Genomic DNA, 20845 nt, shown 5'->3' with positions numbered 1-20845 from the left:
GCGGCTTTTACCGGACCTGCTGCTACATTTGCCTATACGCAAATCGGCCAGAAAGCACAGATGAGTGCCGCCGGACTCGTTCTTTACGTGAGTCTGCAACGAAGCTCATAAAGTGAGACATGCGCGTGTCAAAGACTTTGTTATACTAGGCTATGACACAGCGAATCGATCATCCATTTCTCAACGAAATTAAAATGCCGCCCTTTATGGAGCCGCAAGTTTTTACCGATGCTGGCGCGGCTGTTGCCGCGCTGCGCAAACTTTATGATCGCAACACCGCATTTCTCCGCAAGGCTTTTGAGCAATTGGCAAAGGGAGAGGTCCGCCCGCAGCGGTATAGGGCTTTTTATCCCGAAATTTGCCTGTCTACGTCGAGCTTCGCCCACGTCGATACACGGCTTGCTTATGGCCACGTGACCATGCCCGGCGATTATGCAGCAACAATTACACGACCTGATCTGTTTGATCATTATCTCAACGAACAAATCCGCCTGCTGATGCGCAATCACGGTGTTGCCGTCACCGTTCGGGAATCGGCAACCCCCATTCCGATCCATTTTGCCTTCATGGAAGGCACCTATGTCGAGGCATCGGTTGCCAATGCCTTCACGCACCCAATGCGCGATCTGTTTGACGTGCCGGATTTGGCTGCCACTGACGACAAAATCGTCAATGCGGACTTTGATCCAATACCCGGCGAGCCAATGCCGCTCGCTCCTTTCACCGCACAGCGCGTTGACTATTCGCTGCACCGGCTTGCCCATTACACCGCAACCAGCCCGAAACATTTCCAAAATTTCGTGCTGTTCACCAACTACCAGTTCTATATGGACGAGTTTTGCGACTATGCACGCAAGCTTATGGCAGAAGGTGGCGGCGGTTACGACAGTTTCGTCGAGCCGGGTAACGCGATAACGCACGCCGGAGAATCTGCGCCGAGTATCGGCAACGCATTACAGCGTATGCCGCAGATGCCAGCCTACCATCTGCAACGGGCTGATCATTCCGGTATCACCATGGTCAATATCGGTGTTGGCCCATCCAACGCAAAGACGATTACAGACCATATTGCGGTGTTGCGCCCGCACGCCTGGCTGATGCTGGGACATTGCGCTGGGCTGCGCAACAGTCAAGAGCTTGGCGATTATGTGCTTGCGCATGCCTATATGCGTGAAGACCACGTTCTTGATGACGATCTTCCTGTGTGGGTGCCTCTGCCAGCTCTTGCAGAAATTCAGGTTGCCCTGGAAGAAGCCGTTGAGGAAGTCACCGGCCTTGAAGGCTATGATTTAAAGCGCATCATGCGCACCGGCACTGTTGCCACAATCGACAATCGAAACTGGGAATTGCGCGACCAGCGCGGCCCGGTTCAGCGTCTTTCGCAGGCGCGGGCCGTTGCACTTGATATGGAGTCAGCCACAATTGCAGCCAATGGTTTCCGCTTCCGCGTTCCCTATGGCACGCTTTTGTGCGTTTCCGACAAGCCGCTGCATGGCGAATTGAAGCTGCCGGGCATGGCAACGGACTTTTACAAACGACAGGTCGCGCAGCATTTGCAGATTGGTATTCGCGCCATGGAAAAGATTGCCGCCATGCCAGACGAAAGGCTGCATTCACGCAAACTCAGGAGCTTCTACGAGACGGCGTTTCAATAATGATAAGGGTGCTGCGGGTTTACTTGCGGCACCATCATCACGCCGCAATCAAACGCTAAGCGCCTGTCATGTCAAAACGCCGTGAAAGCCTTTCATTTTTCCTGCTGATCACCGCCGTTCTGGTGTCAGTTCCGCTTGTGCTCGGATTTCTCGGCGCAGCGCATCCGATGTTTGATTCACTTGCGCATTTCCGGCCACATCTTGCAATTCTGATGGGGCTCTTTGCGCTGCCGCTTCTGTTCACAACGATGCGGCGAGAGGGAGCAATGATCCTGCTGTTTGCAATCCTTGCTTTCAGCACAACAGTGAGCGCGGCACGCAATCTGCTTGAAGGATCATCCGCAGCCCAGGCCACGACACCAGCATCTGCTGCGCGTTATAGTCTGGTGCAGATCAATCTACGCTATAATAATCCTGAACCAAAACGCGTCTTGCAAATGATTGCGCAGGAAAAACCTGATGTGATCACCTATCAGGAAGCCGGTTCCGATTGGGCTATGTGGATCGATATTCTCAAAGGCACATATCCTTATCATTTTGAATGCCACATCGATGGCGGCAAGATGGGCGTGGGTATTTTGTCCCGCCGCCCATTCAGTGAAGGCAGCAAACAACTCTGCCTTGGCGATAACCGCCTTGCTATGACAGCGATCGATTTCAGTGGCACAAGCGTCAACGTTGCGGCTTATCACGCCGCCCTTCCATGGCCATTTAATCAAGCCACGACCATTGATGCATTGGCGCCGGAATTGCAAAAATTCAACGGCCCGTCGATGATTGCGGGTGACTTCAACGCAACGCCGTGGAGCAATGCAGTCCATCGTATTGAAAAGGCTTCGGCCACGAGGGCGTTGACCGGAATCGGCGGCACATGGATGCCACAAAGTCTTTCCGTGGTACTCGCGCCTTATATCGGTTTGCCTATTGATCAGGTTCTCGTAAGCGACGAAATCCAAGAACCTGTTGCCATTTCACGCGACAACGTAGGGTCGGATCATCTGCCCGTCAGGCTTGATTTTTCAGTTCCTTTGCCTGTCCGGCCCGATACTGATGAGCCGGAAACGCAATCCGTTATGCTTCAATAAAAAAGGCGGTTTGAAACCGCCTTTTCCATTTACATGTTTTCCTAAACTGGTCCTTCGCCGACATTTTTCAACGGCGGTCGAGACGGACACAGTTCCTGTAAACATTACATGTTTACATAAACCGGTCCTTCGCCGGCATTTTTCAGCGGCGGACGAGACGGACACAGTTCCTGTAAACATTACATGTTTACATAAACTGGTCCTTCGCCGCCTTGTGGCGGAACCCAGTTGATGTTCTGGTTCGGGTCCTTGATGTCGCACGTTTTGCAATGCACGCAGTTCTGCGCATTGATTACAAAGCGAACGTCTTTGGCCTGTGGGTCAGTTGCAGAATTGCCGTCAGCATCCACCCATTCATAAACGCCCGCCGGGCAATAGCGTGTCGATGGACCAGCAAAAACATCATGTTCTGACGTCTGCTGCAATTTCATATCAGCGACTTGTAAGTGCACTGGCTCGTTTTCGTCGTGATTGGTGTTCGACAGAAACACTGACGACAGACGATCAAAAGTCAGAACGCCATCCGGCTTCGGATAGTCAATCTTCTTATGCTTTGCTGCAGGTTCCAATGCCTGCGCATCGGTCTTGCCATGCTTCAGCGTGCCGAAGAACGAAAAGCCAAACAGCTGATTGGTCCACATATCAAGACCACCAAGAGTAACACCCACAACTGTTCCAAGCTTCGACCACAGCGGCTTCACGTTGCGAACGCGCTTCAAATCCTTGCCGATGGCACTGTTGCGCCAGCTGTTTTCGATTTCAATCGGCTCATCATTGGCACGGCCAGCCGCCAAGGCTTCTGCAATTTTATTGGCGGCAAGAATGCCAGACAGAACCGCGTTGTGGCTGCCTTTAATGCGTGGAACATTGACAAAGCCTGCCGAACAACCGATCAGCGCGCCGCCAGGGAAAGACAGTTTTGGCACCGATTGGTATCCGCCTTCGGTGATCGCGCGCGCGCCATAAGACAGGCGCTTGCCACCTTCAAAAGTAGCGCGGATTGCCGGATGCGTCTTGAAGCGCTGAAATTCTTCAAACGGCGACAAATACGGGTTTTTATAGTTGAGATGCAGCACAAAACCAACCGCAACCATATTGTCTTCAAGGTGATACAGAAACGCGCCACCGCCGGTTTTCATGTCCAGCGGCCAGCCGAATGAATGCTGCACCAAGCCAGGCTTATGCTGGGATGGATCGACTTGCCAAAGCTCTTTGAGGCCAATACCAAATTTGGCTGGCTCGCGCCCCTCATCAAGCTTGAACTTGGTGATCAGTTCCTTGGCCAGCGAACCGCGCGCACCTTCGCCAATCAGCACATATTTGCCAAGCAATGCCATGCCGCGCGTGTAATTCGGGCCATGTGTGCCATCGCGCTCAATGCCCATGTCGCCCGTTGCCACACCGATCACAGCGCCTTCATCATTATAAAGCACTTCCGTCGCAGCAAAGCCCGGATAGATTTCAACGCCAAGCTCTTCAGCCTTCGTACCAAGCCAGCGGCAGACATTGCCAAGCGATACAATGTAATTGCCGTGATTGTTCATCAGCGGCGGCATGATGAAATTTGGCAAGCGCGCAGAGCCAGCAGGACCCAGCAACAAAAAATGGTCAGCCGTCACTGGCGTCTTGAAGGGGTGCCCCTCTTCCTCTCGCCAGCCCGGAAGAAGCTGATCAATACCGCTTGGATCAACGACTGCGCCTGAGAGAATATGCGCGCCGACTTCCCCGCCCTTTTCAAGAACAACGACTGAAAGCTCAGGATTGATCTGCTTGAACCGGATCGCCGCAGCAAGGCCAGCAGGGCCTGCGCCGACAATCACAACATCAAATTCCATGCTTTCGCGTTCGGGAAGCTCATGGCTCGCGATTGCTGGGCCTTCAGACATTCGTGCCTCCGTCTGGTTTACATTCCCCCTCACTATTTCAGCGCAGGTGATGCATCCAATTGTTTTTTGCTCATGAACCTATCGCGAATGGCGATAAACCATATCTTACTGGTCTTGTTCCCATTGACGTCTTACCCTCTCGCAGAGTTAAAGACTGGCGCATATGCGTCCAATTGTCCAAAATCACTGCAATAACAGCAATGATAATATTTACCTTAACGTAAACGTCAATTGAAAAAAGCGGTGAACGGGCTGTGGGCTATTGTGACGCAACACATATTTCTGCGCGCCCAGTCACTCTATGAACCGGAATTATACGCCTTGCTCTTGCATTCACGATCAAAATTCGCCACCTCAATCTGTGAGGTAGAAACATGATCAATGATCGGGAAACGCTGGATATGGAAGGTCTGCTGCGCTTTTATGCGGAAGCGGGCGTTGACATGCCGCTTTCCGATACACCCATTGATCGCTTTGCTGAGCCGCAGCGTCAATCAGCGCATTCACCAGCAGCGCCGGAAAGCAGACCATCGTCGCAAGTGGAGCGCCAGCGCGCGCAACAACAGCCCCCACGCCCAGCAGCAACGCCTTCCCCGACCAGCCGCCCCGTGCAGGCTGCCGCCGACGTTCCCGACAATAGCCAGATCGCTCTGGCCCATGAACTGGCTTCACAAGCCGCAACGCTTGATGAATTGCGTGAAAAGCTTGCAGCATTTGATGGCTGCAATCTCAAATTTACCGCCAAGAATCTATGTTTTGCGGATGGTGATCCGTCTTCAGACATTATGTTTGTTGGTGAGGCTCCAGGACGTGACGAGGATATGGAAGGCTTGCCATTCGTCGGCAAGTCGGGCCAGCTTCTTGATCATATGATCGAGGCCATCGGTTTTAAGCGCGAGAACGTCTATATCGCCAATACGATACCATGGCGCCCGCCGGGAAATCGCACACCGACGCCGCTGGAAGCAGAATTGTGCCGCCCGTTCATCGAACGACAGATTGAGCTTGCAGCTCCCAAAGTGATTGTTGCGCTTGGTGGCCCCGCAGGCAAAGCTTTGACTGGGGCGACGGAAGGCATTTTGCGTTTGCGTGGCCACTGGAAAATACACCGCACGGCTTCAGGCATTGAAATTCCTGTTATGCCAACCCTGCATCCGTCTTATTTGTTGCGCACGCCTTCACAAAAGCGCTTTGCATGGCGCGATTTTCTTGCCGTAAAAATGAAGCTCGCCGAATTTGGCGATTGATCTTCACTGATTTGAATGGCATCGGCAGAGCCACATGTCACCAACATGCCGTAAACTTCTATTAATCGGCCATATCGACGTGACTGATATTCTTTTTACATAGCTCTTGGTGGAGTTTTTCATGGCTGGCCAGCTTCTGCCCATAGCCGCTTTGCTTACAAGCACATTTCTCATGCTGCTTGCCGGTGGCCTTGCGGGCATTCTTCTGCCGATCCGCGGCGGGCTTGAGGGCTGGTCCACGACAACAATCGGCTGGATGGGCACGACCTATGCGCTTGCTTTCACGATTGGCTGCATCGTTATCCCCCATCTGGTGCGCCGTGTCGGCCATGTCCGCGTCTTCTCCGCGCTGCTGACGCTTTTATCCATCGCGCTGCTGCTCCACTCGCTTATCGTCAATCCCTATGCTTGGATGGTTTTTCGCGGCATTGCGGGGTTTTCGCTGGCCGGTTCCTACATGATCATCGAAAGCTGGTTGAACGAACGCGTGACCAATGAATCACGTGGCCGCGTCTTCTCGATCTATATGATCATCACCATGCTCGGGCTCATGTGCGGGCAGTATATTTTGCCCTTTGGCAATGCCACGACGCAGACCCTCTTCATTATCTGTGCGATCATCTACGCCAGCGCGCTTCTGCCGACCGCTCTTTCCAGCGCACAATCACCAAACCCACTGACACAGGTCACACTCGATCTCAAAGGTCTTTACCGCCGATCTCCTGCGGCAGCTGTTGGTTCACTGATTGCCGGAATCGTTGCTGGCACATGGAGCTTTCTTGCTGCGATTTACGGCGAGATGAACGGGCTTTCGACCTTTAGTATAGCGACAATGCTGGCATGCGCCATGATAGGCGGTGTTATTTTCCAATATCCGCTTGGTCGCGCTTCTGATGTTGTCGATCGCCGTTATGTGATGGTTATCGCCGGTGTTATCGGCTTTGTAATCTCATTGATCATGCTGATCGTGCACCCCACATCACCCTATGCACTTTATACGATGATGTTTCTCTTCGGCTCGGTCATCTATCCGGTCTATAGCCTCAATGTCGCTCATGCGAATGACTATGCTGATGCCAGCGAATTCGTGAAAGTTTCAAGCGGGTTGCTTATCATTTACGGAGCGGGCAGCGTTATTGGTCCTGCGCTATCAGGCCAGCTCATGGATGTTATGGGGGCCTCCGGCTTCTTTGTCACAATGGCCGTTTCCTATGCCGCCTATGGGCTGCATGCTTTTTGGCGTATCCGCCGCTTTGAGCGCCCAGCCGTCAGCGATCAGAAAACTGAGTTCAAGATTTATACACCCGACGGGCAGCCCACGCCTGAAACCATGCAGCTTGATCCAAGATCAGAATAAATCGTCCAGACATGGGTCTCACTGTGCTTGTTGCGGCGTATTGGTCTTATGCGGCGCAATTGCAAGCTTATGCTCACGATAGATAATATAGCCGCCGGCGCTCATGACAATCGCGCTGCCTAACAGCATTTCCAATGTCGGAATATCGCCGAAAAAGAAGAAGCCAATCGCCAAACCGAGCAGCATCGATGTATATTCAAACGGTGCGATCGTGCTCATGGGGGCATGACGATAGCATTCGGTGAGTAGAATTTGAGCGATGCCACCAGCGATGCCCGCGCCAATCAACATTGCCAGCTGCGGGCCACTTGGCATAACCCAGCCAAAAGGAATGCTCGCCAGCGAAATGACGGTTGCTGAGATTGAAAAATAAATAACAACTGTCGATGTGCGCTCGGTCTGAACCAGACGTCGCACCAGCATCATGGCAAACGCAGCCATGACTGCACCGCCAAGTGCCGCAAGAGCGCCCAGCGCTTCATTCCGACCCACATGCCCCTCAGCAAACAACGTCATGCGCGGCCATATGATGATCAGAACACCAAAAAGCCCGACAATGACAGCGCTCCAACGATACATTCTGACGACTTCACGCAGAATGACAGCGCCAAGAATCACAGCAATAAGCGGTGATGCATAATTGATCGCAATTGCTTCGGGCAAAGGCAGTTTGGTCAATGCATAAAAGCTTAAGGTCATCGCAGCGACGCCGACCATTCCACGCCAGAAATGGCTGAAACCGTGCTGCGTATGGAGAATACCGGATATTTGCCCACGCGCTGCGAAATACACCAGGATTGCCAATACGGCGAAAAAAGACCGAAAGAAAATCAGTTGTCCGAGAGGGATACCATCTGCGGCCTTGAGCAAGGTCGACATGCCGACAAACACTGCAACAGAAGCAACTTTGAGGCTAATCCCCAGCATTGGATTATTTTGAAGCAGATCAGGCTCGACAGTTTGGCTGATCTGAGCATTTGCGGAGGCCGCGTCCGGAAGGGACTTCACAACGCAATTCCTTAAAACAGGGAGGGCAAAGGAGTAAGGTGGGAAATTGTAGTGACTGTGATATCCATAGGCTTGTTCGCAATAAAGCACTAGGCCATGTGGACAATTATATTTTTGGTTCGTGGTATGAACGAGAATATAATTGACCACATGGCCTCGTCAGGCTTTCACGATTGCGTAAAAAATATCCTGTCATTTTGCCTTTCTTGTCGTTTACTCAAAAGCCGGATACGACTCCTGTATCGAAGTGATTACAGAGAAGAGTTTCGCAATGCGCACTGAAACCGGCCAGACATTCCGTCTTGAGGATTACCGCCCGACCCCTTACGCCATTCCGGAAACGAAACTCGATTTCACACTTGAACCGGAAAAGACGATCGTTCGTGCCGAACTCATCATCGAGCGCCGTGCGGGAACAGTCGCGGGCACGCCGCTTGTGCTGGATGGCGATGAACTGAAATTCATCAGCATTCGTCTTGATGGCAAAGTGCTCAGCAATAACAGCTACGCCGTGACACCGGACAAGCTGGAGATCACGGATCTTCCAGACGCCGAACGTTTTTCGCTGGAAATCGTCACCGAAGTGAACCCGACGACAAATCGCCAGCTTTCAGGGCTTTACCGCTCAAGCGACGTCTATTGCACACAGTGCGAGGCAGAAGGGTTCCGGCGCATCACTTACTATTATGATCGTCCAGACGTGCTTTCCGTCTATACAGTCCGCATTGATGCGGAGAAGGAAGCCGCGCCCATATTGCTGGCGAACGGAAACCCTGTCGAACACGGCGCCGTGTCTGGCACAACCGACAGACATTTTGCCATCTGGCACGACCCCCATCCGAAACCGTCCTATTTATTCGCGCTCGTTGCCGGCTCACTTGATGTTGTGAAAGATCATTTCACCACACAATCTGGCCGTCCGGTCGATCTCGCTATTTATGTCGAGCATGGCAAACAGGATCGCGCGCTTTATGCAATGGATGCGCTCAAACGCTCCATGCGCTGGGACGAGGAAAAATTCGGCCGCGAATATGATCTTGATGTGTTCAATGTTGTCGCCGTTTCGGATTTCAATATGGGGGCCATGGAGAACAAGGGCCTTAACGTCTTCAACGATAAATATGTGCTGGCTGATCCCGAAACGGCAACGGATGTGGATTATGCAGGCATCGAAGCGGTTATTGCGCATGAATATTTCCATAACTGGACGGGAAACAGAATCACCTGCCGCGACTGGTTTCAGCTGTGTCTCAAAGAAGGTCTGACCGTTTATCGCGATCACCAGTTTTCAGCCGATGAACGCTCGCGCCCTGTGAAACGCATTGCCGAGGTGAAAATCCTCAAAGCGCAGCAGTTTCCAGAAGATAGCGGCCCCCTTTCGCACCCCGTGCGTCCACGCGAATACAGCGAAATCAACAATTTCTACACCGCGACTGTTTATGAAAAGGGCTCGGAAGTGGTGCGGATGATCCACACTATCATCGGCGCTGAACTATTCCGCAAAGGTATGGACCTCTATTTCGAGCGCCATGATGGTGATGCGGCGACCATTGAAGACTTTATCAAAGTCTTTGCCGATGTATCCGGTCGGGATTTCTCGCAGTTCGCGCTTTGGTACGATCAGTCAGGCACGCCGAAGGTTGAGGCAAGCTTCGACTTTGATGCTGTAAACGAGACCTATACCATCCATCTCATTCAATCTCTTGCGCCCACTCCCGGCCAGCCGGTGAAAAGGCCCATGCATATTCCTATCGCCTTTGGCCTTTTGGGCTCGGATGGAAAGGACATTCACCCCTCATCTGTCGAAGGTGGCGACGTGCAGGACGGTGTTATCCATCTGCATCGCGCATCAGAAACAATCACGTTCCATGGCATTAAGGAGCGTCCTGTGCCCTCGCTCTTGCGCGGCTTCTCAGCGCCAATCAATCTGGTTTTACCACTGGATGCAAAAGACCGGGCTTTTCTCGCGCTCAATGACAGCGACCCGGTCGCTCGCTGGCAGGCACTCACCAATATCTTCACGCAGGCCTTGCTTGAAGGCACCAAACGCGTGCGTGGCGGCTATAAGCCAGAAACCGACCCAAATATCCTTGAACTTGCCGGACGCATTGCTTCCGATGAAACGCTTGATCCCGCCTTCCGTGCGTTGTGCCTGACCTTGCCAACGGAAAGCGACATCGCCCGCGAAATTGGCGAGAACGTTGACCCGGATGCTATCTTTGCAAGCCGTGATCATCTGATCGCGGCCATTGGGTCGGCTTATGCCAAAGAATTTGCGGCTCTTTACACCAGCCTGCAACAAGAAGGTGCCTTCTCACCCGATGCGGTATCGGCAGGCAAACGCGCCTTGCGGAATGTGCTTCTCGATTATCTGAGCCGCCATGAAAACAATCCTGCACGGGCAGCGCAACAATTTGCCGATGGCGACAACATGACCGAACGCGCAGCCGCATTGAGCATTCTGGTGCATCGCTTTGGTGATAGTCACGAAGCACAAGGCGCTCTCGCCTCCTTTGAAAAGCGCTTTGGCGATGATGGTTTGGTCATGGATAAGTGGTTTATCGTGCAGGCAACGCGTCCAGGCGAAAAAGCGCTTGAGGCGGTTCGTGCTTTGACGAAACACAAGCTTCTTTCCTTTGAGAATCCGAACCGTGTGCGTGCATTGATTGGTGCATTCTCGGCCAGCAATCCGACAGGCTTCAATCGCAGAGATGGTGCAGCTTACAGCTTCTTTGCTGATATCATTCTGGCAATTGACCCAGAAAACCCGCAGCTTGCAGCGCGTCTGCTAACAGCTCTGCGTTCGTGGCGCGCACTCGAAGACACGCGCCGTGAACATGCGCGCGCGGCTCTGGCACGCATATCAGCGACACCAAAGCTCTCGACCGACCTGCGGGACATCGTGGACAGGACGCTTGCTTGATTGGTCACTGATTCGCGAATCACTGAGATGATTGCGTGATTCGTAAAACCCGACTCGAAATGGGTCGGGTTTTATCATTCTGGCTATATTCAAGAAGTATCGCATAAATCCTGCGAAGGCTTACGGCTTTCATGAGTCTTTTCATGACGTTAGATGGGCCACTTCTCAAACTGATTCTACTTAACAGATTGAGATTCAACGGAAAATGTCATCAAGGAATGTCATTTTTTACATCTCGTTAACGAATTCGCTGGACAGCACGAATCACTTTTGATTCATTGAAGCTGTTCGGAGGCGGCGTATTCCGAACGATTTTGAGTAAAGATTTCAATTCACGCAGTTTCGAGTGGGCGGCGCTTTTTGGCGCATATTGGAAACTGTCACGACGGATCAAGAGGGGCCGACACATGGCGAGCACCGACGCGTATGACGCGGCGGCGGGGAAGCGTGGCTACTCCGAAGCAAAGCGCAAGAAGAGCAGGCTTTCGGGCCATGCCAAGCTTCTTGCAGGTCCTGCCTATGGCAAGTTCGCGGCATTCGAACCTGCATTGCGCCGTCTTGTGCCAGCCCTCATCATTATTTTTCTTGTCATCCTTGGCGCAGCGCGCGTGTTCTCGATGCTTTCATGGCGTGAAGACATTGAATTGCAGCATAAGGCTGCCCTCTCAGCCGCGACCGCCAATCTCGCGCAGATGATCGAGCGTGCCTCCAATGGCACACAGTCCGGCGCGCAAATGACGCCGAAAGATCTGGACAATACAATTGCCGAATTTCGCGCGCGTGGTCTTTCATCCAGCGGGATGACCATTGCTATGGTCAATGATGAATCTGTCATCGTGACCGCCTCGGGGCCTGCGGCGGACATAGTGGGAAAACAGGCGGACGAGGTATTCAGCGACATCCAGCCGCTGTTCATGTTTGCGGAACGCGCTGGCGTTCTGACGATCGTCATGAAGGGGGAAGCCGCTTATGGCACGGTGTCAAAACCAGTCAGCGTGCCTTATTCGATTATCGCAGCTGAACCGGAAAGCACGATCTTTGCCGAATGGCGGCGTGCAGTCTCGCTGAATGTGACGCTGTTTGCTGGCACGACCGGCGTGATGTTTGCAATTCTTTATGCTTATTTCAGCCAGGCGGCACGGGCTCGGGAGGCCGACGATCTTTCTGGCCAGATCCAGCGCCGTATTGATATGGCGCTGGCGCGCGGTCGCGGCGGCCTGTGGGACTGGGATATGGCGCGGGGGCGCATTTACTGGTCGCGCTCCATGTATGAAATGCTGGGCTATGAAGCGCAGGATGCCGTGCTGGCTTTTGGTGACGTATCGGCGATCATCAACCCGGAAGATGGCGATCTGTATTCCATCGCCGAGCAGGCTGCGGCTGGCGACATCTCACATGTTGATCGCGTGTTTCGCATGCGCCACGCGGACGGCTCGTGGGTATGGATGCGGGTTCGCGCTGAGATTGCAGCAGAAAATGAACTGCATCTGGTCGGCATTGCCTTTGACGTCAGCGAACAGCATCGCTTTGCGCAACAGACGGCAGAGGCCGATATGCGCATCCGCGAAGCCATCGAAAACATTTCCGAAGCCTTCGTTCTTTGGGATTCCAACAATCGTCTGGTAATGGCCAATTCCAAATTCAGCGAATATGCAGGCCTGCCTGTCTGGACATTGAAGCCCGGCGTACCACGCAACGAGGTTGATGCGCATACCCGCCCGTTCAGCTTCGAACGCCGCATGGCCAACGAGCACAATCGTGCAGGCGGACAGACGTTTGAACGCCAGTTGAGTGATGGTCGCTGGCTCCAGGTCAACGAACGCCGCACGCAGGACGGTGGTCTTGTTTCGATTGGCACCGATATTACGCAGATCAAACAGCATCAGGAGCGTCTGGTGGATAGCGAGCGCCGCTTGATGGCGACCATTCACGACCTCTCCATTGCCCGCAAAGGCGAGCGCGACCGGGTGCGTGAGCTCTCGGAATTGGCGCGTAAATACGGGCAGGAAAAGGAACGCGCGGAAGCTGCAAACCGTGCCAAATCTGAATTCCTTGCCAATATGTCCCATGAACTGCGCACGCCGCTCAATGCGATTATCGGCTTCTCTGAGATGATTCAGGCTGGCACATTCGGGCCGCTTGGTTCAGACCGTTACGAGGAATATATCAACGATATTCACACCAGCGGTAACTTCCTGCTCAATGTGATCAACGACATTCTCGATATGTCGAAGATCGAAGCGGGTCACTTCTCGCTTGATCGCGAAGAGATCGACCTTTGTCCGCTCATCAATGAAACCGTGCGTATGATCTCGTTGCAAGCAGATGAGAAAAACATCACGGTTGAAACGCGCATTGAAGAAGCGATGCAACTCAATGCCGACCGCCGTGCGGTCAAGCAGGTCCTGATCAATCTTCTGTCCAATGCGGTGAAGTTCACTTCGCATAACGGCCATATCACGGTGCGCGCACGCAAGACCGGCTCAGCGCTGTTCATGACCATTCAGGATACAGGCGTGGGCATTCCGAAATCCGCGCTCAAGAAAATCGGCCAGCCATTCGAGCAGGTGGAAAACCAGTTCACCAAAACGCATAGCGGTTCAGGTCTTGGCCTCGCGATCACCCGTTCGCTTGCAGAGCTGCATGGCGGCTGGCTGCGCATCCGCTCAACCGAAGGTGTTGGAACGGTGGTTTCCGTCTGCATTCCCGATCGCAGACAGAAAATCGTCAATAACCCGGAGGCGGAAATCCACGCGGCATGATTATTTGATCAGCGTATCAAAGCTGGTTCGAACCGTTGCTGCAAGTTCGCTCAAATGATGTTCGACGCGATCAATATCTGGCAGTTCGGCCGCACGGCAAAGAAGATCAACCATTCCAGGAATGAATTCTTCGCGTTTTGCATCGCCCCCCAGACAGAGCCTGATTGTCTGGCTGAGATTTGTGTAGAAGCGATGTGCCTCAACCAGAGTGTCAATGACAGCGGGATCGGCAAAAGATGGGTCTAATCCCGCCAGCACATCTTCGGTTCCCAAGGGTCGGGGATGTCTGATTTCCTTGCCGGTCAGCACGGCAAACTGCGCGATGAATTCTAGATCAACAATGCCACCGGGTTTCAGCTTGAAATCCCAATCGTCACGCGGCGGCTTTTCCTCATAAATGAGGTCGCGCATTTCGTGCACATCTTTGGCGATCTTGTGTGTGTCGCGTTTGGCCGCCAGCACTTCGTCAATTTCGCCCCTGATAAAGTCGCTGAATGCCACGTCGCCATGGATCGGGCGCGCACGGGTGAGCGCCATATGTTCCCACGTCCATGCCTCGCTGCGCTGATATTTGCCAAATGATTCAATATGCGTGGCAACGGGGCCTTTATTGCCGGAGGGGCGCAAACGCATATCGACTTCATAAAGCACGCCTTCGGCGGTTGGCGCAGACAAGGCCGCAATCAAACGCTGTGTCAGTCGAATATAATATTGCGACGGCGCAAGCGGCTTCGCGCCATCCGATTCCTCAGCATCCTTGTCATGATCATAAAGCAGGATCAGATCGACATCGGAGCCTGCAGTCAGTTCGCGACTGCCAAGCTTGCCCATGGCAAGCAATGCAACCTTCGCGCCCTTCACCTTGCCATGGCGGCGCTCAAGTTCGGCTTCCACTGCCTCGAAAGCCTTACCAATCATCAGTTCAGCCAGATCGGAGAATGCGCGCCCTGCCCGAACACCATCAATCGCACTGGTGAGCAGACGAATGCCGATCAAAAAGCGATGTTCAGCCGCAAAAATGCGTAAGCGGTCGAGCACTTCTTCATAATCGGTGGCAGCGCCCAGAAAAACGCGCAACCGCTCCTCAAGATAATGACGCGTTGGCATTTCCGAGAAAATTGCCGGATCGAGAAGTCCATCAAAGACATGCGGATTGCGCGTGATCACCTCTGCAAGCCGGGGGGCGGCGCTCATGATCATCACAAGCAAGTTGAGAAGGCGCGGATTGGATTGAAGCAGGCTGAAAAGCTGGATGCCCGCAGGCAGTCCCTGCAGAAAACCATCAAAGCGCAAAAGCGATTCATCTGCGCGCTTTGTTGCGGCAAAAGCCTGCAACAAGGCTGGTGTCAGTTCTGTGAGACGCTCGCGTGCTTCGGCTGATTGTGTGGCGCGATAACGGCCAAAATGCCATGTGCGGATGACACGGCAAATGTCGCTTGGACGCTCATACCCCATCGAGGCAAGCGTTTCCAATGTTCCCGGATCATCGACATCGCCAGTGAAAACGAGATTACCACTGGATGAGCCAAGTTCGGGCGCCTGTTCGAACAATGCAGCGTAGTGCTTTTCAACGATCTTGAGCGCCGATAAAAACACATCGGAAAACGCGGCTGTATCAGAATAGCCCATCATATGGGCAATGCGGGCAAAGCCTTCATCATCTTCCGGGAGAATGTGGGTTTGCTCATCGGCAACCATCTGAATGCGATGTTCAACATCGCGCAGGAAGTAATATTCCTTGCCAAGCGCATCACGTGCCTTCTCGGTGATCCAGCCGCGCTCGGCAAGTCTGGCCAGCATTGGGACCGTCTGATTGCCACGCAATTCGGGAAAACGTCCACCGGCAATCAATTGCTGTGTCTGCACGAAAAACTCGATTTCGCGGATACCGCCGCGCCCAAGTTTCACATTATGCCCGCGCACGGCGATATCGCCATGGCCCTTATGCGCATGAATCTGCCGCTTGATCGAATGCACATCAGCAATTGCCGCATAATCGAGATATTTGCGCCAGACATAGGGGCTAAGTTCGGCAAGCACTTGCTGGCCGGATTCGCGATCACCGGCAACAGGCCGCGCCTTGATCATCGCTGCACGTTCCCAGTTCTGGCCGCGCCCTTCGTAATAATGAAGCGCTGCCCCCACCGGAATTGCCAGCGGTGTCGATCCCGGATCAGGACGCAGTCTGAGATCGACGCGGAAGACATAGCCGTCAGCCGTGCGATCCTGCAGAATACGAACCAGACGCCGCGTCATCCGCGAGAAAGCATCCACGCACTCATAAGGGTCTATAATCGCCGGGCGTTCTGAATCGATAAAAACAATCAGATCAATATCAGAAGAATAATTAAGTTCGCGCGCACCGAACTTACCCATGCCAAGAATGATCCAGCCGCTTTCTTTTTCGGGGTTATCGCGATCCAGCAGCTTGATTTTACCGGCACTGTCCGCATCGCGCAGAAGAAAACGAACGGCTGCGCCCGTACAGGCTTCTGCGAGATCCGTGAGCCAGCCAGTCGTCATTTCGGTATTAAAAATCCGAGCCAGATCACAAAGTGCAATCAGCACATGCGCCTCTCGCTTTCGTTGCCGCAGGCTGCTCATCAACGCCGCCTCGGTCACACCGTCTTCGAGGCCGGATGCAACAATTTCGGAAAGAATATTGGCAAGCGCCTGCTCAGGCGTATCGACTGCAATGCGATCAAGAATGCGCGGGTGACGGATGAGCGCCTCGCGCATAAAGGGCGACAGGTCAAGGACGGCTGCCAGAAAGCTCGCGGCGCGTTTGTCTTGCAAAAGGGCTTTGACGCGGCCAAGTTCTTCTTCCTTTACCCGCTCTTCAAGATCAGTCAGGAAGGACTGTGCTCTCTCGTCATCAAGGGGTGTCAGCCCACAAAGGTTTCGATCAAAAAACAGTGCCTTTGTGTCTTCAGCCGTCATAAGCCCCTCGTGTATTAGAGCACATCTCGATCTGATTTTATCAAATCGGCGCTCTGTTTATTTGTTTTGACGCGCATCTTATATGAAAATCACTTCACACTTTTCGGGATGCGCTCTAAGCCATTATGGTTTTTCATCTTTTACCAACGGAAACTCCAGAACAGCACGCAGACCGGGACCATTGTCTTCGAGACGAAGAGCGCCACCGTGCAACTTCATGACCGCCTTGGCAAGGCTTAAACCGAGCCCTGAACCCGGCTGCGTGCGGCTTTCCTCAAGTCTTACGAAACGCTCTGTCGCCTGTTCACGCTTGTCCTCGGGAATCCCCGGACCGTTATCGGCCACCACAATGCGCACCCATTGCTGATCGCGCTCCATGGAGAGACTGACGGCAGCATCCTTCTCGCTTCGCAAAGCATATTTGATGGCATTATCGACGAGGTTTGAAACCGTCTGGCCGACCAATTCGCGGTTGATATGCAAAGGCACATCGTCCAACGCTCCAAGCGTCAAAGCAGCGCCAGCATCTTCGGCAACCGGCTCATACATTTCCGCAACGTCCCTGACAATCGACGCCACCGACATGTTTTCAAGACTTTCAGTCGAATAGCCCGCTTCGAGACGCGAAATCATTAAGATGGCGTTGAATGTGCGGATCAGCTGATCGGATTCGCTGATCATAGCCTCAAGCGCTTCACGATATTCCGGGCCGGTTTTCTTGCGCGAGAGCGCTTCTTCAGCACGATTGCGCAGTCGTGTCAGCGGTGTCTTGAGATCATGCGCGATGTTATCAGAAACCTGTTTCAGCCCCTCATTCAGCTCAAGAATGCGCCCAAGCATGACGTTGAGATTGCCGGACAAGCGATCAAACTCGTCGCCCGAACCATTAACCGGTAACCGACCTGTCAGATCACCATCCATAATGCGCTGTGATGCACGCGACATATCATCAATGCGCTTGAGTGCCCGACGGCCAACAAAGAACCAGATCAGAAGTGCGCCAACGCCCATGATACCAAGTGCCAGCATCAGCGAGCTACGCACCAGATCGCGGAAACGCTCCGGTTCGCCCAGATCGCGGCCGACCAGCAGGCGCATACTATTGGGCAGCGCAATCACCACGGCAATCGCACGATGCTCGGTTTCAGCCCCCTGATCACCATAGCGCCGATATTTGAACGCGCGTTCAACCACGCCATCCGTATCAAGGACACCCGGCTCGACACCTTCGACATTGCCGGAGAGAATACGCCCCGATGGATCGGCGACGAGATAAAGATAAGCGCCCGGCTGACGGGAACGATAATCAATTGTCCGCACGAGTTGAGGTATGCCGCCACGCGCATAGGCCTTGCCAATGCTTGCAACTTCCTCGCCCAAAGCTTCCTGCGTCTGGCCATTGAGAATTGAAGCCGACAGATTTGTCATGTAAAAAACAAGCGCGACCGCGCCTACTGCAAAAAGCAGCAGGTAGAGCGTGGACAATCGCACGGCAGTTGTCCGCATAAGTGCGGAAAAACGGCTCACTCTTGTCCTCCGGAAACGGCTGTCCCGGCATTCGAAGCTGGCTTGGAACGTCCGGCTTTCAACATGTAACCTGCACCGCGCACCGTGTGCAGCAGCGGACCGTCAAATCCCTTTTCGATCTTTGAACGCAGGCGCGAAATATGCACATCAATCACGTTGGTCTGGGGATCAAAGTGATAATCCCAGACATTTTCGAGCAACATTGTGCGCGTCACGACCTGTCCCGCATGACGCATCAAATATTCAAGCAAACGGAATTCGCGCGGCTGGAGTGTGATGTCGACATTTTGTCTGCGTGCGGTGTGTGCGAGACGGTCGAGTTCCAGATCACCAACGCGATAAATAGTATCGGCCTCGCGCGGACTCGAGCGACGCTGCAAAACTTCCACACGCGCCAGAAGCTCGGAAAATGCATAGGGTTTGGTGAGATAATCATCACCACCCGCACGTAAACCCGTTACGCGATCATCCACTTCGCCGAGGGCAGAAAGAATGAGAACCGGCGTTTCCAAGCCCTTCGCCCGAAGACCTGCAACGACAGAAAGTCCATCGCGCTTGGGCAGCATCCGATCAACGACCAGCACATCATAGCTGCCATGTTCCGCCAGTGCATAACCAGTCTCGCCGTCACCGGCAATATCAGCAGAATGACCGGCCTCGGTAAAGGCCTTCTCAAGATAGCGGGCCGCTTCGCGGTCGTCTTCGATAACGAGAATCTTCATGGCGTTACTATACCGGGTCGTTGGAGAAAATGAAGCAATGCCAGGCGGATCGTCCGCCTGGCACCAGATTTAATCACAGCAAGACCAACAGTACAGCATTAACCCTGATCGATTGGTAGAGCGACGAAGCGGCTCTGATCATTGCTCTGGATCTGAAGCAACACAGCCTTGCGACCTGCCTTCGATGCTTCGGCAATAGCCTTGTCGATATCCTTCGCGCTCTTCACGATCTGATTATTGACAGTAACAATCGTATCGCCAGAACGAATGCCACGATCCGCAGCATCGCTGTCCGGGTCAACATTGGTTACAACAACACCGTCACCTTCTTCTGAAGGCGTGACCGTCAGACCATAGTTGTCAAGCGTTTCACCCTGATCGCTGTTGCCATCATCGGACTGGGTTGTGGCCTTGCCTGCATCCTTAGGCATAGCGGCAATCGTAACGTCGATTTCCTGAGCCTTATTTTTACGCCAGACCGTCAATGCTGCCTTTTCGTCCGGCGCAATCTTGGCAATCTTGCGTGCAAGATCACGTGGATCCTGAACAGGGTCACCATTGACTGCGGTGATCACATCACCTGCCTTGATGCCTGCCTTTGCAGCAGGGCCATCAGCCTGTGGCGAGGCAACGATTGCGCCTTTTTCTTCCGCCAAACCGAGCGATGCTGCAATGTCCTTGGTGACAGGCTGAATCTGAACACCAATCCAACCACGTTCAACCGAACCTGTCTTGATCAGCTGATCCACAACCTGCTTGGCAGTGGAAGCCGGAATTGCGAAGGCAATACCAACGCTGCCGCCAGATGGGGAGAAGATCGCGGTGTTGATGCCGATCACTTCACCGGAGAGATCAAAAGCCGGACCACCGGAATTACCTTTGTTTACCGCAGCGTCAATCTGGATAAAGTCATCGTAAGGGCCGGCACCAATATCACGACCGCGCGCCGAAACGATACCGGATGTCACGGTGCCGCCAAGACCAAAGGGGTTACCGACAGCGACAACCCAGTCACCGACACGGACCTTGTTATCGTCACCAAAACTGACATAGGTAAATTTATGCTTAGGCTGATCAACCTTGAGCACAGCAAGATCGGTGCGCGGATCGGCGCCAATGAGCTTGGCATCATATTCGGTGCCATCATCCATCACAACGCTATAAGCGTCACCATCGGAAACGACATGATTGTTGGTAACCAGATAGCCGTCTTCTGAAATGAAGAAGCCAGAACCCTGCGCAAACGGACGTTCGTGACCTGGACGCGGCTTTGCACCGCGCTTGCCCTGACGGCGATCATCCGGGCGCGCATCACCGCGTGGCTCCATACCGAAATCACGGAAGAAGCGCTTTAACGGATGACCGTCCGGGAGCTGATCAAAGCCTGGAGGCAGCGCGAACTGCTGACCCTGATTGTCAACTTCCTGCACTTCCTTCTTCACCCGCACGCTGACAACAGCGGGGCGAACCTTTTCAACAAGATCAGCAAAGCCTGCCTGCTGGGGACCGGTAACGCGGACAGCTTCAGCACGGGCATCCTGCAATGCGCCCAAAGGGCCGGTTGCGACAAAACCGCCAGCGAGCGCTGCCGACAGTGCCAAGGCTGCAACGCCCTTACGATACCTGGAATTAGTCGCTTTAAACATAAGTCTCTCCTTGCGAGCAATATTCTCGGACCAGCGCGCCGTTACATGGCTTACCAGCTCTGTGAACTCTTTATAGAGCTTAAGATA

The 20845-nt window shown here is 53.5% G+C and carries 12 protein-coding genes; 6 read left to right on the top strand and 6 right to left on the bottom strand.

Annotation, left to right across the window (positions count from 1 at the left end):
- Window positions 1-152 precede the first annotated feature (152 nt).
- Together OPR82_RS04410 and OPR82_RS04405 are read left to right on the top strand one after the other, a co-directional pair.
- Window positions 153-1655, top strand: a complete 1503-nt coding sequence (locus OPR82_RS04410; RefSeq protein WP_265983231.1) for an AMP nucleosidase — start codon at window positions 153-155, stop codon at window positions 1653-1655.
- Window positions 1656-1723: 68 nt separating this feature from the next.
- Window positions 1724-2740, top strand: a complete 1017-nt coding sequence (locus tag OPR82_RS04405) for an endonuclease/exonuclease/phosphatase family protein (RefSeq protein ID WP_265983230.1) — start codon at window positions 1724-1726, stop codon at window positions 2738-2740.
- Window positions 2741-2919: 179 nt separating this feature from the next.
- Here the strand turns inward: OPR82_RS04405 and OPR82_RS04400 are convergent, their stop codons facing one another.
- Window positions 2920-4626, bottom strand: a complete 1707-nt coding sequence (locus OPR82_RS04400) for an electron transfer flavoprotein-ubiquinone oxidoreductase (RefSeq protein WP_265983229.1) — start codon at window positions 4624-4626, stop codon at window positions 2920-2922.
- A 374-nt stretch (window positions 4627-5000) separates the two neighbouring features.
- Between OPR82_RS04400 and OPR82_RS04395 the strand changes: the two genes are divergently transcribed.
- Together OPR82_RS04395 and OPR82_RS04390 are read left to right on the top strand one after the other, a co-directional pair.
- Entirely contained in the window at window positions 5001-5873 is an 873-nt protein-coding gene (locus OPR82_RS04395; RefSeq protein ID WP_265983227.1) for a uracil-DNA glycosylase family protein, read from the top strand.
- Window positions 5874-5994: 121 nt separating this feature from the next.
- Window positions 5995-7230 carry an MFS transporter gene (locus tag OPR82_RS04390; protein ID WP_265983225.1) on the top strand — a complete coding sequence of 412 codons (1236 nt, stop codon included), beginning with the start codon at window positions 5995-5997 and terminating at the stop codon, window positions 7228-7230.
- Window positions 7231-7248: 18 nt separating this feature from the next.
- Here OPR82_RS04390 and OPR82_RS04385 read toward each other — a convergent pair whose 3' ends face one another.
- The gene (locus OPR82_RS04385) at window positions 7249-8157 is read right to left on the bottom strand and encodes a DMT family transporter (protein WP_265983862.1); all 909 of its coding nucleotides are present in this window, start codon (window positions 8155-8157) and stop codon (window positions 7249-7251) included.
- A gap of 352 nt (window positions 8158-8509) precedes the next feature.
- Between OPR82_RS04385 and pepN the strand changes: the two genes are divergently transcribed.
- Window positions 8510-11161, top strand: coding sequence for an aminopeptidase N (gene pepN / locus OPR82_RS04380; protein WP_265983223.1), 2652 nt, complete (start codon window positions 8510-8512; stop codon window positions 11159-11161).
- Between the two features lie 407 nt (window positions 11162-11568).
- Entirely contained in the window at window positions 11569-13923 is a 2355-nt protein-coding gene (locus tag OPR82_RS04375) for a PAS domain-containing sensor histidine kinase (RefSeq protein ID WP_265983222.1), read from the top strand.
- On the opposite strand, the gene OPR82_RS04370 is transcribed toward OPR82_RS04375, so the two are convergent.
- From OPR82_RS04370 to OPR82_RS04355, 4 genes are all read right to left on the bottom strand, one after another.
- Window positions 13924-16863: a bifunctional [glutamine synthetase] adenylyltransferase/[glutamine synthetase]-adenylyl-L-tyrosine phosphorylase gene (locus OPR82_RS04370; RefSeq protein WP_265983220.1), complete on the bottom strand. Its 2940-nt coding sequence runs from the start codon at window positions 16861-16863 to the stop codon at window positions 13924-13926.
- Window positions 16864-16986: 123 nt separating this feature from the next.
- A complete protein-coding gene (locus OPR82_RS04365; protein WP_265983861.1) occupies window positions 16987-18369 on the bottom strand; it encodes a sensor histidine kinase in 1383 nt (460 codons plus the stop codon).
- A 17-nt stretch (window positions 18370-18386) separates the two neighbouring features.
- Window positions 18387-19112, bottom strand: a complete 726-nt coding sequence (locus tag OPR82_RS04360; RefSeq protein WP_265983219.1) for a response regulator transcription factor — start codon at window positions 19110-19112, stop codon at window positions 18387-18389.
- Window positions 19113-19210: 98 nt separating this feature from the next.
- Window positions 19211-20758 (bottom strand): Do family serine endopeptidase, encoded by a 1548-nt coding sequence (locus OPR82_RS04355; RefSeq protein WP_265983217.1) that lies wholly within the window; start codon window positions 20756-20758, stop codon window positions 19211-19213.
- Window positions 20759-20845 lie beyond the last annotated feature (87 nt).

This window comes from Ochrobactrum chromiisoli (genome assembly GCF_026241335.1).
Classification (GTDB): Bacteria; Pseudomonadota; Alphaproteobacteria; order Rhizobiales; family Rhizobiaceae; genus Brucella; species Brucella chromiisoli.
The sequence above is the reverse complement of the archived record's forward strand: the minus strand, read 5'-3'. Positions and strand labels throughout refer to the sequence as shown.

What these genes read in the sequence shown, in the direction of transcription:
- OPR82_RS04400 (WP_265983229.1), bottom strand. Translation starts at nt 4,626, where the DNA reads ATGTCTGAAGGCCCAGCAATCGCGAGCCATGAGCTTCCCGAACGCGAA.
- OPR82_RS04375 (WP_265983222.1), top strand. Translation starts at nt 11,569, where the DNA reads ATGGCGAGCACCGACGCGTATGACGCGGCGGCGGGGAAGCGTGGCTAC.
- OPR82_RS04405 (WP_265983230.1), top strand. Translation starts at nt 1,724, where the DNA reads ATGTCAAAACGCCGTGAAAGCCTTTCATTTTTCCTGCTGATCACCGCC.
- OPR82_RS04370 (WP_265983220.1), bottom strand. Translation starts at nt 16,863, where the DNA reads ATGACGGCTGAAGACACAAAGGCACTGTTTTTTGATCGAAACCTTTGT.
- OPR82_RS04410 (WP_265983231.1), top strand. Translation starts at nt 153, where the DNA reads ATGACACAGCGAATCGATCATCCATTTCTCAACGAAATTAAAATGCCG.
- pepN (WP_265983223.1), top strand. Translation starts at nt 8,510, where the DNA reads ATGCGCACTGAAACCGGCCAGACATTCCGTCTTGAGGATTACCGCCCG.
- OPR82_RS04395 (WP_265983227.1), top strand. Translation starts at nt 5,001, where the DNA reads ATGATCAATGATCGGGAAACGCTGGATATGGAAGGTCTGCTGCGCTTT.
- OPR82_RS04365 (WP_265983861.1), bottom strand. Translation starts at nt 18,369, where the DNA reads ATGCGGACAACTGCCGTGCGATTGTCCACGCTCTACCTGCTGCTTTTT.
- OPR82_RS04385 (WP_265983862.1), bottom strand. Translation starts at nt 8,157, where the DNA reads ATGCTGGGGATTAGCCTCAAAGTTGCTTCTGTTGCAGTGTTTGTCGGC.
- OPR82_RS04360 (WP_265983219.1), bottom strand. Translation starts at nt 19,112, where the DNA reads ATGAAGATTCTCGTTATCGAAGACGACCGCGAAGCGGCCCGCTATCTT.
- OPR82_RS04355 (WP_265983217.1), bottom strand. Translation starts at nt 20,758, where the DNA reads ATGTTTAAAGCGACTAATTCCAGGTATCGTAAGGGCGTTGCAGCCTTG.
- OPR82_RS04390 (WP_265983225.1), top strand. Translation starts at nt 5,995, where the DNA reads ATGGCTGGCCAGCTTCTGCCCATAGCCGCTTTGCTTACAAGCACATTT.